Source organism: Janthinobacterium svalbardense (genome assembly GCF_002327145.1).
Classification (GTDB): domain Bacteria; phylum Pseudomonadota; class Gammaproteobacteria; order Burkholderiales; family Burkholderiaceae_D; genus Janthinobacterium; species Janthinobacterium tructae.
Genome location: NZ_CP023422.1, coordinates 1,248,502 through 1,261,349, shown reverse-complemented (window position 1 = coordinate 1,261,349; position 12,848 = coordinate 1,248,502). Strand labels below are relative to the sequence as shown.

Sequence of the window (12,848 nt, the reverse complement as noted above, 5' to 3'; positions counted from 1 at the left end):
GGTCAGTCCTTGATCAGGGTAAATTGCATCACATCCGTGTTGTGCGCCTGGAAGGCGGCCTCGCAATATGCGAGGTAAAACTCCCAGGTCAGCAGGAAACGGCCATCAAAACCCTGCTTTTCCAGCGCTGTGCGCTGGGCCAGGAAACTGGCGCGCCACTGGCGCAAGGTTTCCGCGTAATCGAGGCCAAAGCTGAAGGCGTCCACCACGCGCAAGCCCTGCGCCTCGGCGGCGCGGCGAAATTCCAGCGGCGAAGGCAACATGCCGCCCGGGAAAATATACTGTTGAATGAAGTCCGTGCTCTTGCTGTAGCGCTGGAACAGTGCGTCGGCGATGACGATGGTCTGGATGCAGGCGCGTCCGCCCGGCTTCAGGTTGCGCGCCACGCACGCGAAATAGCCGGGCCAGTAGCTTTGCCCCACCGCTTCGAACATCTCGATCGAGGCGATGGCGTCGTACTGGCCGGCGCTGTCGCGGTAGTCGCACAACTGCAGGTCGGCCTGCCCTGCCAACCCCGCATCCTGCAGGCGCTGGCGCGCGTACGCGAGTTGCTCCGTGGACAAAGTCAACCCCGTCACGTGGGCGCCGTAACTGCGCGCCGCCGTTTCCGCAAAGCCGCCCCAGCCGCAACCGATTTCCAGCACGCGCTGGCCCGGCTGCAGCTGCAACTGGTCCGCAATACGACGGTATTTGGCACCTTGCGCCTGCTCCAGGCTGGCGCCTTCGCTAAACAGGGCGCTCGAATACGTCATCGATGGATCCAGCCACAGCTGATAAAAGGCGTTGCCGATATCGTAATGGGCGTGGATATTTTTCTTGCTGCCGGCGCGCGAATTGCGGTTGAGCAAATGGCGCACCTTGTAGATCAGGTTGCCCCACCAGTTGCCGTAGATCAGCGATTCAATCTGCGCGCGGTTGCGTATCATCAATTCGATCAAGCCAGGCAAATTGTCCGTGCGCCAGTCACCGGCGATGAACGTTTCCGCAAAGCCGATGTCACCCGAACGCAGGGCAGCCGCACACAGGTGCCAATTGTGCAAGTCCAGGGTGACGGGGTGGCTGGCGTCGCCGTACAGCAAGATCCTGCCATCCGGTGTGCGCAGGCGCAGGGCGCCATATTGCAGTTTTTCCAGCAGGCGCAGAATCATGCGCGCAGCAGCGGGCAAGTCCAGATGTTCATGCACATGGGTCGGGGACGGGCCGCTGCGCGCATGCAGGCCGGTCGGCAGGGAATCGGAGCTCATCGGGACACCTTTTTTTGTGGGGGGTGGGGTTTGCTGAAAAACGGCACGCGGCGCAGCCACAGGCGCAAGGCTTGCCAATGGATGCGCGCCATCACGCCAAACGTCATCAGGGGGTAGCGCAGCAAGGCCCAGGCGATGGCGCCATCGCGCAACGGCTGCGCCGTGCCGGACAAGCTGGTCTGCAAAATCGGACCGTCGAGGTCGTCATAATCGACGCGGGCCAGGTGGCGCTCGCCATCCTTGTCGTGGTTGCGCAGGAAACGGAAACGGTACTGTCCTTCCACCTTGCAGAACGGCGACACATGGAAAATCTTCTTGGCGACCAGTTCGCTGCCATACGCGATGGCGCCGCCCTGCACGAGCAAGTACAGATGGCGCTCGCCAAAGGTATTGCGCACATCGCAGAGCACGGCGCGCAGCGCGCCATCCGGGCGGTGGCAAAACCAGAAGCTGATGGGGTTAAAGACATAGCCAAACATGCGCGGCATGGTTTGCAGCCAGATTTCGCCACCCGCGTCCAACACGCCATGCTGCTGCAGCAAGCCATCGATCCACTCCAGCAACGGTGTCGTGCCATCGCCGTGGTCGCTGTCGCGGAAGGCCAGCACGTTGGCGCCATTGCGCGACATCAGGCGGGCCGCGAAATCCTGCGCGCCCATGCTGCGCAGGGGCAGGCGCAGATAAAACATGCCATAGCTGAACGCATGCGCGCGCGGGCGCAGCCGCGCATGGCGCACCAGGCCCAGGCATAGCTGCGGCTGGGCCGGTTGCGCGGGATCACGCGGCATGGCCGAGCTCCGCCGTCGCCATGCCATTGAGCGCTTGCGCCACGGCCAGGCCCGACTTCAAGCCGTCCTCATGGAAGCCGTAGCCCGTCCAGGCACCCGCGAACCACGTGTGCTGCGCGCCCTGGAAGCCGGCCAGGCGCGCCTGGGCGGCAATGGCCGCGCCATCGAACACGGGATGGGCATACGAAAACTCGTCGAGGATGGACGCCGGGTCCGGTTCATCGAGCGGATTGAGCGAAACGATGACGGGAGTGGTGAACGGCAGCGGCTGCAACTGGTTCAGCAAATAATGCACGCATACTTGCGGCGCCTCGCCTTCCGCCACTGCCGGCCGGCCCTGGTAATTCCAGGCCGACCAAGCCTTGCGGCGCTGCGGCAGGCAGGACGCATCCGTATGCAGCACGGCGCGATTGGGCTGGTAGCGTACGGCTTCGAGCACAGAGCGCTCGTCGTCACGGATATCTCCCAGCAGGGCCAGCGACTGGTCGCTGTGGCAAGCGAGCACGACGTGATCGACATGCTCGACGCCGGCGGCCGTGTGCAGCTCGACCATGCGCGCGCCACCATGAGCCTGGCGGCGCACGGCCAGCACGGGGCAAGCCAGGCGCTGCTGCGGAATGCCCGCCAGCAGTTTTTCCACGTACACGCGCGAACCACCGCGCACCGTACGCCATTGCGGCCGGTCGCTCACTTGCAGCAAGCCATGGTTGTGGCAGAAACGGATAAACGTGGCCAAGGGAAAGGCCAGCATCTGGCGCGCCGGGCACGACCAGATACAGGCGGCCATCGGCAGCAGATACCAGTGACGGAATTCATCGCCATAGCCGTGCAGGTCGAGAAACTCGCCCAGCGACAGGGCCGGCGCCGGCACGCTGGCCGTGGCCAGGGCGCTGGCCTGACGGTTGAAGCGCACGATATCGCGCAGCATGCGCAGGAAGGCGGGGCGCAGCAGATTGCTGCGCTGGGTAAACACGGTATCGAAATTGGCGCCAGCCCATTCCAGCACGCGGGCATCGGGCGTAGTGCCCAAGGGCATTTTCACGGAAAACGACATATCGCTGTCGGCCGCCTCGACACCGAGTTCATCAAACAGTTGCACGAGGTTCGGGTAGGTGGCGTGATTGAACACGAGAAAACCCGTGTCGACGCCATGCGTGACACCATCGAGCGTGACGTCCACCGTATGGCTGTGACCGCCAAAATAGTCACCCGCCTCGTACAAGGTAACGTCCTGGCCCGCTTGCGCCAGGCGATAGGCACACGACAAACCGGCAATTCCTGCTCCGACGACGGCGATCTTCATGACTGTATCCGTTTCATGTTTGTCCTGGACAAATTAAGTTTTCTGCATAGTCAGTCAAATATTGATCTATGTCAATGAGGGCGCGAGCCGCTCACAAACTTATACGCAGGCAAGTTTCAATCGGATTCAGCTATTTGGTCCGGGGCGATGGAAGGCGTAAAATGCATCCCACGTTCTTTTGGCATGCGAGCAAGCCCCCTGTATGGATACTGATTTGCAACCGCTGCACCCCCCTTCCGCCTTCAGCATCAGCGATGTCGAGCGCGATACGGGGCTGGCCAAGGAAACCTTGCGTGTCTGGGAGCGCCGCTACGCCTTTCCCCAGCCCCAGCGCGACGCCTTTGGCGAGCGCAGCTACCCGGCCGAGCAAGTGCAAAAATTGCGCATGGTCAAGCGCCTGCTGGACCTCGGATTTCGTCCTGGCAAAATCATGCAACACAGTACCGTGCAACTGCAGCAGCTGGCCAGCGCCGGCAGCGCGGCGCCGTCCACCCGGGCACCCCAGCTCGAACACTACCTGGCCCTGTGCCGTGGCCATCAGATGGCGGAATTGGGCGACGCCCTGCGCCAGGCGCTGGCCGTGCTGGGCTTGAAAGCGTTCACCATCGACGTCATCGCGCCCCTGACGGGCATGGTGGGCGAAGCGTGGGCTTGCGGCGACCTGGCCATATATGAAGAGCATCTGTATAGCGAAACCTTGCAAACGGTGATGCGCCATGCCATTTTTTCCCTGCCGCAGGCAAGCAGCCCGTCGACGCGCACGCCGCGTATCGTCCTCAGTACCTTGCCGCAGGAGCGGCATGGCCTGGGGCTGCTGATGGCCGAGGCGCTGTGCGCGGCGGCCGGCGCCCATTGCATGTCGCTGGGGTGGAAACGCCGCTGGCAGACATCGTCGCGGCCGCCCGCGCGCAGCGTGCCGACATCGTGGCACTGTCGTTTTCCAGCGCCAGCAAGCAACGGCAGACGCGCGACAGCCTGCAGCAGTTGCATGCAAGCTTGCCGCCAGACATGGAATTGTGGGCTGGCGGACGCAGTCCCGTGCTCTACAAGCAGCCGCCGGCGTTCCTGCATGTGCTGGACTTGCGGCAAGTCGAGGAAAGCATCGCCGACTGGCGCCGCCGCCATCAGGCGCTGGCCCTGCAAACCCATTGATCCGGCTGGAAAGCGCGGCAACTGCGGCGATCTCCGTGGATAGCCGCGCAATGTTGCCAATCAAACAGTAAAGCATGAAGGGCCGGGCGCGCTCTGGTAGAATAGCCCGTAACACAGTGTCCGGCGCCGCCGGGCCTTAGGTCAGCACCCGCCACCACACATCCATGTTTAGTTTCTTCAAGAAAAAACCCACCGCTCCCGAGGCTGCGCCAGCCGAGCCCCTCGTCCTTCCCGCCGCCACGCCGCCTGCCCCGCAGCCTGCCGCCAGGCCCCTGAGCGGCGCGCCGGCCGAGCTCGTGCCCGTGATCGTGGCTGCCGAACCCGAGAAAAAATCGTGGATGACGCGCCTGAAGGCCGGCCTGTCGAAAACCTCGAACACCTTGTCCGTGCTGTTCGTCGGCGCGAAGATCGACGACGCCCTGTACGAAGAGCTGGAAGCAGCGCTGCTGATGTCCGACGCGGGCATCGACGCCACCGAATTCCTGCTCACGGAATTGAAAAAAAAGGTCAAGGAAGACAAGCTGCTCGACGCCGCCGCCGTCAAGGCCGCGCTGAAAGTGCTGCTGATCGACCTGCTCTCGCCGCTGGAAAAGCGCTTCGAGCTGGGCCGCCACAAGCCGCTGGTGATGATGATTTCCGGCGTGAATGGCGCCGGCAAGACCACCACCATCGGCAAGCTGGCCAAGCACATGCAGTCGAACAAGCAGTCCGTGCTGCTGGCCGCAGGCGACACCTTCCGCGCCGCCGCGCGCGAGCAGTTGATGGTCTGGGGCGAGCGCAACAACGTCACCGTCATCTCGCAGGAATCGGGCGACCCGGCTGCCGTGGCCTACGACTCCGTGCAATCGGCCAAAGCGCGCGGCACCGACGTGGTGATGGTCGACACGGCAGGCCGCTTGCCGACGCAGTTGCACCTGATGGAAGAGTTGAAGAAAATCAAGCGTGTGATCGGCAAGGGCATGGAAGGCGCGCCGCATGAAACCCTGCTCGTCATCGACGGCAACACGGGCCAGAATGCCCTCACGCAAGTGAAAGCGTTCGACGATGCCCTGCAATTGACCGGCCTGGTGATTACCAAGCTCGATGGTACCGCCAAGGGCGGCGTGCTGGCGGCGATTGCCCGCGTACGCCCCGTCCCCGTGTATTTCATCGGCATCGGTGAGAAAATTGAAGACTTGCAGCCTTTCGTGGCTGCTGAATTTGTCGAAGCGCTGCTCGGATAAGCCACTACATGATTGAATTTCAGCACGTCTCCAAGCAATACTCCTCCGATGCCGTGGCCCTCAGCGACATTTCGCTGAGCATTGCCAAAGGCGAGCTGGTCTTTCTGGCCGGCCCGTCCGGCGCCGGCAAGTCCACCCTGCTGAAAATGATCGCCGCCATGGAACGCCCCACGTCAGGCAAGCTGATCGTCAACGGCCAGGACATGGCGAAAATCAAGCCGGCCGGCGTGCCCTTTCTGCGCCGCAACATGGGCCTGATCTTCCAGCAGCAAAAACTACTCAACGACCGCTCCATCCTGGCCAACGTCATGTTGCCGCTGCTCGTCGTCGGCGCGCATAAAGTTGCCGCGGAGCAGCGCGCGCGCGCTGCCCTCGATAAAGTGGGCCTGCTCGACCGCGCCATGGCGCGTCCCCTGTCGCTGTCGGGCGGCGAACAGCAGCGCGTGTCCATCGCACGCGCCATCGTCAACCGGCCACAGATCATCCTGGCCGACGAACCGACGGCCAACCTGGACCGCGCCAGCGCCAACAAGGTGCTCGACGCCCTGAAAGCGTTTCACTCGGTGGGCGTGACCTGCCTCATTTCCAGCCATGACGAACAGATGCTTGACGCCGCCGCCCGCGTGATCCACCTGAAAAACGGCCAATTAGTCGCCATCGACAAGGCCACGCAGGCACCCGTCTTCGCGCCGCCCGATCCCGATTTTGCGCCCTCCCCCGGCCCCGACGATGTGCAGGGAGAACAGGCATGAGAGGCTGGTTCCGTCAACACCGCTTCGCGCTGGGTTCGGCGCTGATCCATTTGCGCAAGTCGCCAGGAGGCTTCCTGTTGAACGTGCTCGTCGTCGCCATCGCCCTGTCGCTGCCGTTCGCCGGCTTGACCATGCTCGACAATGTGCGCCCCATGTCGGAACAGATGTCGGTCGACCCGGAAATCAGCGTTTTCCTGAAGATCGACACGCCGCGCGAGCAAGCCGTGGCCCTGGCGGGCGCCATGCGCAAGGTCGTCGGCGCGCAAAAGGCGAAGATCGTCTTCATCCCGCGCGAACAGGCGCTCGACACCCTGAAAAACAAGAACGGCCTGGCCGACGTGCTCAGCACCCTGGGCGACAATCCCTTGCCCGACAGCTATGTGCTGAAACTCGATGCGTTCAGCAGCGCCAGCGAAGCGCAGGATGTCGATGCGGTGGCGGAGCAGCTGCGCCACCTGCCAGGCGTGGAATCGGCGCAAGTCGATTCGGCCTGGGTCAAGCGCCTGGCGGCTCTGCTGGGCGTGCTGCGCCTGGTGCTGCTGCTGCTGGCCATCACCCTGGGCGTGGCCGTCATCGCCGTGGTCTTCAATACCATCCGCCTGCAAGTAATGCAGCAGCGCGATGAAATCAGCATCTCGAAATTGATCGGCGCCACGGACACCTTCATCCACCGCCCCTTCTATTACACGGGCGCCCTGCTGGGCCTGTGCGCCGGTGCGCTGGCCCTGGGCGCCGTGGCGCTGGCCTTGCAACCGCTGAATACCGCGATTGCCGAGTTTGCCCGCCTGTATGCGTCCGAATTCCAGCTGGTGCCGCTGGCGCCGCTGCCGATGGCCGGCTTGCTGGCCGTCAGCGCCGGCCTGGGCCTGATCGGCGCCTTCCTCTGCGTGCAGCGCCATCTGGCGCGCCTGAACTGACCTTGCCTTCCCTTCCATGGCGGCGCCCCAGGTGCCGCCATGCGTCCCCACAATGCTGTTATCTTGATATTTAGCAAGTATTCTTAAGGTTCGCTTCAGCCAGAGGCCGTAGACTGGCTACGTTGTCGTGAAGCGGCCTGCAGCGCTGTTCAGATCACCGCTCATCCACATTTATCAAGCATTCATTCGCCATAGCATTTAGGCTATCAGGACGATTAAATGTGCTGATTGGCACTCTCAAGCAGAGAGTGCTAATATAGGGACATACCAACAGCAGAACCGCCATGGACGCCAAATGAAGATGGTGCCGCGATCTGCAAGTGCAAGACCGCATACGCAAAACGAACAGACAATCGGGCCACGTCGCGTGACATGGCCAACTGGAACAAAGCAAGACTACGAGGGAGAAAACATGACTATGATGTCCGCAACATCCGCATTGGTTCCGACCAAAAGTAATGCGCTGGGCCTCGGGTTCACTGGCAATCTGGGCAATATTGACGCCTATATCTCGGCCGTGAACCGCCTGCCCATGTTGACCCACGATGAAGAAATTTCGCTGGCGACACGCCTGCGCGAAAAAAATGACCTGGCCGCCGCGCAAGAACTGGTGCTGTCGCACCTGCGCCTGGTGGTCTCGATTGCCCGCGGCTACCTGGGCTATGGCTTGCCGCACGCCGACCTGATTCAGGAAGGCAATATCGGCTTGATGAAAGCCGTGAAACGCTTCGATCCGGACCAGGGCGTGCGCCTGGTATCGTACGCCATGCACTGGGTGAAAGCCGAGATGCACGAGTACATCCTGAAAAACTGGCGCCTGGTCAAGGTCGCGACGACGAAGGCACAGCGCAAGCTGTTCTTCAACCTGCGCAGCCACAAGACGGGCCTCGATGCGATGACGCCGAAGCAGATCGATGCGCTGGCCAAGCTGCTCGACGTGAAACGCGAAGAAGTGATCGAAATGGAAACGCGCTTGAGCGGCCGCGACATTGCACTGGAATCGCCGACCGACGATGAAGACGACAAGTTTTCGCCGATCGCCTACCTGTCGTCGGAGCAAAGCGAGCCGACCAAGGTGCTGGAAGCGGAACAAGTGACGCGTCTGCAATCGGAAGGCCTGGAAACGGCACTGTCCAAGCTGGATGCCCGTTCGCGCCGCATCATCGAAGCGCGCTGGCTGGCCAACGACGACGGTTCCGGCGCCACCCTGCACGCTTTGGCAGAAGAGTTCGGCGTATCGGCCGAACGCATCCGCCAGATCGAAGTGGCGGCGCTGAAAAAAATGAAGGGCGCGCTGGCCGCCTGGGTGTAAGTACAAGCAATGCCGCAATGCAAAAGGCGCCGCAAGGCGCCTTTTAGTTTTACAGTGATATTTATCAACAGATAAACATTGTCAGCCCTTATGCTGCAGCCAAGCCCTTGGTGATCAGCTCGGCGACCAATTCATTCAGATCCGCATCGCGCTCCTTGGCCAGGGTCTGCAATTGCAACACCAGATCGCTGTTCAGCTTGACGGCGAATGGCACCAGGCCCAGGGCCTGATCGCGCTTGCGCTGCTCGCGGCGGTCGACGACCACCGCTTCCTTACCGAATGCACCGGCGCCGGGAACATTCATCTTTCCCATCAGTTTCTTGGCATCGCTTTTCGCCAGGGCAGTTTTTTTCATGGTTGTTTCCTGATTTTCAAAACAGCCATTCTACGCAGTAATCGGCGCGCCGCGTGGCCGGCGCATCAATTCATCGGCAACGCGCCAATGGTGCGCCGAAAAAATATCATTTTGTTATTATGATTTTCATCCCATGCGTGAACGCCACGCCGGGGAGATTTTACCTGAAAGGAAAAACATGCCTACTCTGACCCGCTCTTATCGTAGCCTGCTGCTGCCCCTGCTCATCGCCTGCCTGGCCGTACTGGCTGGCTGCGGTGCGGCCGGCAGCGCCGGCGACGCGGAAAACACGCCGCGCAGCGTCACCCACGTGCTCTCGCCGGGCGAACAGGTCGCCATCACGGCCACCGATACCTTGAAACTCGAGCGTGTCAACGACAGCCGCTGCCGCAAGGGCGCCGTGTGCGTGTGGAAAGGTTACGTCAGCTACAGTTTCAGTTTGCTCAACAGCGCAGGCGCCACCGACATCGTCCTGTCCGAGTCCATGCCCGGCGCCGCCAGTTCCGTCAGCGTCAACCACCTGACATTCACCCTGCTCGACGTCGACCCGGCCACGCCGCCCGCCCTCAACGCGGCCGCGCCCACCTACCGGGTCAAGGTCAAGATCACGCAGGGCGCGCTGGAACGCCCATAAATCGACCACGTCTGGATAGCACGCTATCATCTTGCCATTGTTAACATTCTTGCAGGGCACACGATGATCGCATTCCAGGGTTTGTCCAAACGCTACGGTACCTTCGACGCCGTCCACCCGCTCACCTTGCAGGTGGGGAAGGGAGAAGTCTTCGGCTTCCTGGGACCGAATGGCGCCGGCAAGACCACCACCATTCGCATGCTGATGGGCATCCTGGTGCCCAGCAGCGGCCGCGTGCTGGTCGATGGCCTCGATTGCCACCGCGACGGTGCCGCCGTCAAGCGCAAGGTGGGCTACCTGCCCGACAACCCGATCTTTTACGACTATTTGCGGGGCCGTGAAATCCTGCAATTCGTCGCCGAAATGCATGGTTTTTCGCGCGCGGATGCGGCCGACCGCGCGGCGCGTCTGTTGACGGAATTCGGCCTGGACGAGGCGGCCGAAGACTTTGCCGTCAATTATTCGCTGGGCATGAAGAAAAAACTGGGCCTGGCCTGCGCGCTGATCCACGATCCGGCCGTGCTGATCCTCGATGAACCGATCAACGGCCTGGACCCGCGCGCCTCGCGCGAAGTACAGGAACGGCTGCTGCGCATCGCCGCCGCCGGCACCACCATCTTCGTTTCCACGCATTTGCTCGACATGGCGGAAAAGCTGTGCAGCCGCGTGGCCATCATCCACCGCGGCGCGCTGGCGGCCACGGGCAGCCTGGACGAAATTCGCCGGCAGCTGTCCAGCGACGGCAGCCTGGAAGAACTCTTCCTGCAACTTACCGATGAAACGGCCGCCGCATGACGCCGGTGCCGCTCACCGCCTGGCGCGCCATCTGGCTGCTGACCCGCTTGCGCCTGCAGCGCCTGCTCAACGTCAGCGGCCGCGGACTCGCCTTCAAGAAGCACCCGCAGGGCCGCCCCGCCACGCCGGGCAAGAAACAGGGCCGCTGGCTGCTGGGCGTGCTGCTGTTCCTGCCCATGCTGTTTTCCTTCGGCACTATCGCGCGCCATGGCGTGCTCAACATGCATTGCCTGCTCGACCAGGTGGCCGCCTGCCAGGCGCAAGGCAGCATGCAGGCGGGCGAACGCCTGCTGGCACCCGTCATCGCCGAATTGATCGGGCACCCGTTCAGTACGGCGCTGGCAGGCGGCCTGGCCCTGCAATTGATGCTGTTGTGGCTGGTCAGCGTGTTGTTGCCGCTAGGCATGGGCGAGCTGTCGAAACCGGACTGGGACCTGGAATGGCTGGTCACCTTACCGGTCGACAAAACCACGCTGCTGTGGGCGCGCGTGCTCGAACGCACGCTCGTCAATCCGGCCGGCCTGCTGGCCTTGTGGCCCAGCACCACCATGATCGCCTGGTATTCGGGCCAGGGCTGGTTTTCTCCGCTGTCCGGGCTGGCGGCCAGCCTGCTGCTGCTGGCCCTGGCCGCCATGCTGCGCACCCTGGTCGATACGGGCTTGCGCCTGTCGCTCAGTCCGGCACGGCTGGGTAACCTGCAGGCGCTGCTGTCGGTGGCCGGGGTGTTTCCCATGTATATGGGCATGTCCTTTGGCATGGGCGCGGGCGGCTTTGCCCATGGCTGGGCCGCGGCCATGCCCGCCTGGAGCAGCTGGACGCCGCCCGGCCTGCTGGTGCGCGTACTCAATGCCGCCAGCCTGGCGGCCGCGCTGCTGCCGGCCTGCCTGCTGCTGGCGCAAGTGCTGCTGTTGATGTGGCTGGGCATGGCGATGCTGCGCCGCCAGTTGCGCCACGGCGTGGTGGGCGCAGGCCAGCGCGAAGCCAGCCGCAAGCGCACCCCGGCGGCACTGCCCGCTGGCCGGTGGCGCGCCCGCATCGGCACGGTGATCCAGCGCCGCGAATTGACCCTGCTGATGCGCGACCGTAATTTCATGGTGCAAACGCTGCTGATGCCGCTGCTGATCCTCGGCGGCCAGGCTCTTTTTTCGGGCCAGGCGCGCGACTTGCACACGCTGCTGGCCAGCCCCGCCCTGCTGGCATCGACCGGCTTTTTCCTCGGCAGCTATGTGCTGATGATGTCGGCCTTCCAGACCCTGAACAAGGAAGGCGGCGCGCTGTGGCTGCTGTACACGTTTCCCGTTTCCGTTGAGCAGGCGCTGCGGCAAAAGGCGCAATTGTGGGCCGTGCTGGCCCTGCTGTATCCACTCATCCTGTTTGGCGCGGCGCTGGCCTGGCTGCCCGCATGGCGCTGGGACATGGCGGGACTGATGCTGCTGGCCCTGGCCGGCATTCCCCTGTATTCGATGATCGCCGTGGCGCTGGGGGTGTTTGCCAGCGATCCGCTGGCCACCGAAGCGACGGCGAAAATACGCCCCACCTATATGTACCTGTATTTGCTGCTGACCGGCTTGTACCTCGCCGCGCTGGCGGCCGGCAGCGTAGTGCAGCAACTGGTGTTTGTCGTGCTGACGCTGGCGCTGGCCCTGGCACTGTGGCAAAAGGCGCGCGACGAGCTGCCGTACCTGCTCGATCCGGCCGCCTCGCCGCCGGCCAGGGTTTCGGCGTCGGATGGCTTGATCGCCGCCATGCTGTTTTTTATCCTGCAGACACTGGCCTTGCTCCTGCTCAAGGACGCGGCCGGCGCAACGCTGGCGCACGTGGCCATCGCCTTCGGCAGCGCAGGCGCGCTCACCTATATCCTGGTGCGCCTCGTCTACTGGCGCAGCAAGACGGCAGGCGTGCCGCGCATCGGGCCTGGCCGGCAAGCGTGGCGCCGGGGCGCGGCAGGCGCGCTGCTGGCGGCCCTCTTCGGCATCGGCTACCTGGCCATCGGGCAAGCCTGTGGCTGGTCACCTGTGCGCGCGCCGCTGTCGGCCGGGGCCGTCTGGGACGGAGTCTGGCTGGCAGGACTGACCCTGCTGGCCGCACCCTTGTGCGAGGAATTCATTTTCCGTGGCCTGATCCAGGGCGGCCTGCGCCGCTCGCTGCCCGCCTGGCAGGCGATCGGCATCGGCGCGGCCATCTTTGCCATCGTGCATCCGCCTGTCTCCATGCTGCCCGTCTTCGTGCTGGGCCTGTGCGCGGGCGCCGCCTATGAACGCAGCCGTTCGCTGCTGGCGCCCATGCTGGCGCACGCCGGCTACAACGCGGCCATCCTCGCGCTGCAACTGTATGCATGAGCATAGGCAAGTTTGTTAGAATCGCACACGTTTC

The 12,848-nt window shown here is 63.3% G+C and carries 12 protein-coding genes; 8 read left to right on the top strand and 4 right to left on the bottom strand.

Annotated elements, in window-relative coordinates:
- Positions 1–2: 2 nt before the first annotated feature.
- The 3 genes from CNX70_RS05580 to CNX70_RS05570 are packed head-to-tail and all read right to left on the bottom strand — an operon-like array spanning position 3 to position 3,335.
- Positions 3–1,244, bottom strand: coding sequence for an SAM-dependent methyltransferase (locus tag CNX70_RS05580; protein ID WP_244199046.1), 1,242 nt, complete (start codon positions 1,242–1,244; stop codon positions 3–5).
- Positions 1,241–2,032 carry a DUF1365 domain-containing protein gene (locus CNX70_RS05575; RefSeq protein WP_096233886.1) on the bottom strand — a complete coding sequence of 264 codons (792 nt, stop codon included), beginning with the start codon at positions 2,030–2,032 and terminating at the stop codon, positions 1,241–1,243. The genes CNX70_RS05580 and CNX70_RS05575 overlap by 4 nt, the downstream gene beginning before the upstream one ends.
- Positions 2,022–3,335, bottom strand: coding sequence for an NAD(P)/FAD-dependent oxidoreductase (locus CNX70_RS05570; RefSeq protein ID WP_096233885.1), 1,314 nt, complete (start codon positions 3,333–3,335; stop codon positions 2,022–2,024). Before CNX70_RS05570 ends, CNX70_RS05575 begins: the two co-directional genes overlap by 11 nt.
- Positions 3,336–3,549: 214 nt before the next feature.
- On the opposite strand from CNX70_RS05570, the gene CNX70_RS05565 reads away from it, so the two are divergent.
- The 5 genes from CNX70_RS05565 (at position 3,550) to rpoH (ending at position 8,691) form a co-directional block, all read left to right on the top strand.
- On the top strand, positions 3,550–4,530 hold the full coding sequence (locus CNX70_RS05565) for a MerR family transcriptional regulator (protein WP_244199045.1): 981 nt from the start codon (positions 3,550–3,552) through the stop codon (positions 4,528–4,530).
- A gap of 121 nt (positions 4,531–4,651) precedes the next feature.
- Positions 4,652–5,710 (top strand): signal recognition particle-docking protein FtsY, encoded by a 1,059-nt coding sequence (ftsY, locus tag CNX70_RS05560; RefSeq protein ID WP_096233884.1) that lies wholly within the window; start codon positions 4,652–4,654, stop codon positions 5,708–5,710.
- Between the two features lie 8 nt (positions 5,711–5,718).
- Positions 5,719–6,462 (top strand): cell division ATP-binding protein FtsE, encoded by a 744-nt coding sequence (locus tag CNX70_RS05555; RefSeq protein WP_096233883.1) that lies wholly within the window; start codon positions 5,719–5,721, stop codon positions 6,460–6,462.
- Positions 6,459–7,379, top strand: a complete 921-nt coding sequence (gene ftsX, locus CNX70_RS05550) for a permease-like cell division protein FtsX (protein WP_096233882.1) — start codon at positions 6,459–6,461, stop codon at positions 7,377–7,379. Before CNX70_RS05555 ends, ftsX begins: the two co-directional genes overlap by 4 nt.
- 418 nt (positions 7,380–7,797) lie before the next feature.
- The gene (gene rpoH / locus CNX70_RS05545) at positions 7,798–8,691 is read left to right on the top strand and encodes an RNA polymerase sigma factor RpoH (protein WP_035824784.1); all 894 of its coding nucleotides are present in this window, start codon (positions 7,798–7,800) and stop codon (positions 8,689–8,691) included.
- A gap of 88 nt (positions 8,692–8,779) precedes the next feature.
- Here the strand turns inward: rpoH and CNX70_RS05540 are convergent, their stop codons facing one another.
- Complete coding sequence (locus CNX70_RS05540) at positions 8,780–9,046, bottom strand: hypothetical protein (RefSeq protein WP_071079406.1); 267 nt, start codon at positions 9,044–9,046, stop codon at positions 8,780–8,782.
- A 178-nt stretch (positions 9,047–9,224) separates the two neighbouring features.
- On the opposite strand from CNX70_RS05540, the gene CNX70_RS05535 reads away from it, so the two are divergent.
- From CNX70_RS05535 to CNX70_RS05525, 3 genes are all read left to right on the top strand, one after another.
- On the top strand, positions 9,225–9,680 hold the full coding sequence (locus CNX70_RS05535) for a hypothetical protein (protein WP_096233881.1): 456 nt from the start codon (positions 9,225–9,227) through the stop codon (positions 9,678–9,680).
- 63 nt (positions 9,681–9,743) lie between these two features.
- Complete coding sequence (locus tag CNX70_RS05530; protein WP_096233880.1) at positions 9,744–10,475, top strand: ABC transporter ATP-binding protein; 732 nt, start codon at positions 9,744–9,746, stop codon at positions 10,473–10,475.
- On the top strand, positions 10,472–12,814 hold the full coding sequence (locus CNX70_RS05525; RefSeq protein WP_096233879.1) for a CPBP family intramembrane glutamic endopeptidase: 2,343 nt from the start codon (positions 10,472–10,474) through the stop codon (positions 12,812–12,814). The genes CNX70_RS05530 and CNX70_RS05525 overlap by 4 nt, the downstream gene beginning before the upstream one ends.
- Positions 12,815–12,848: the final 34 nt, after the last annotated feature.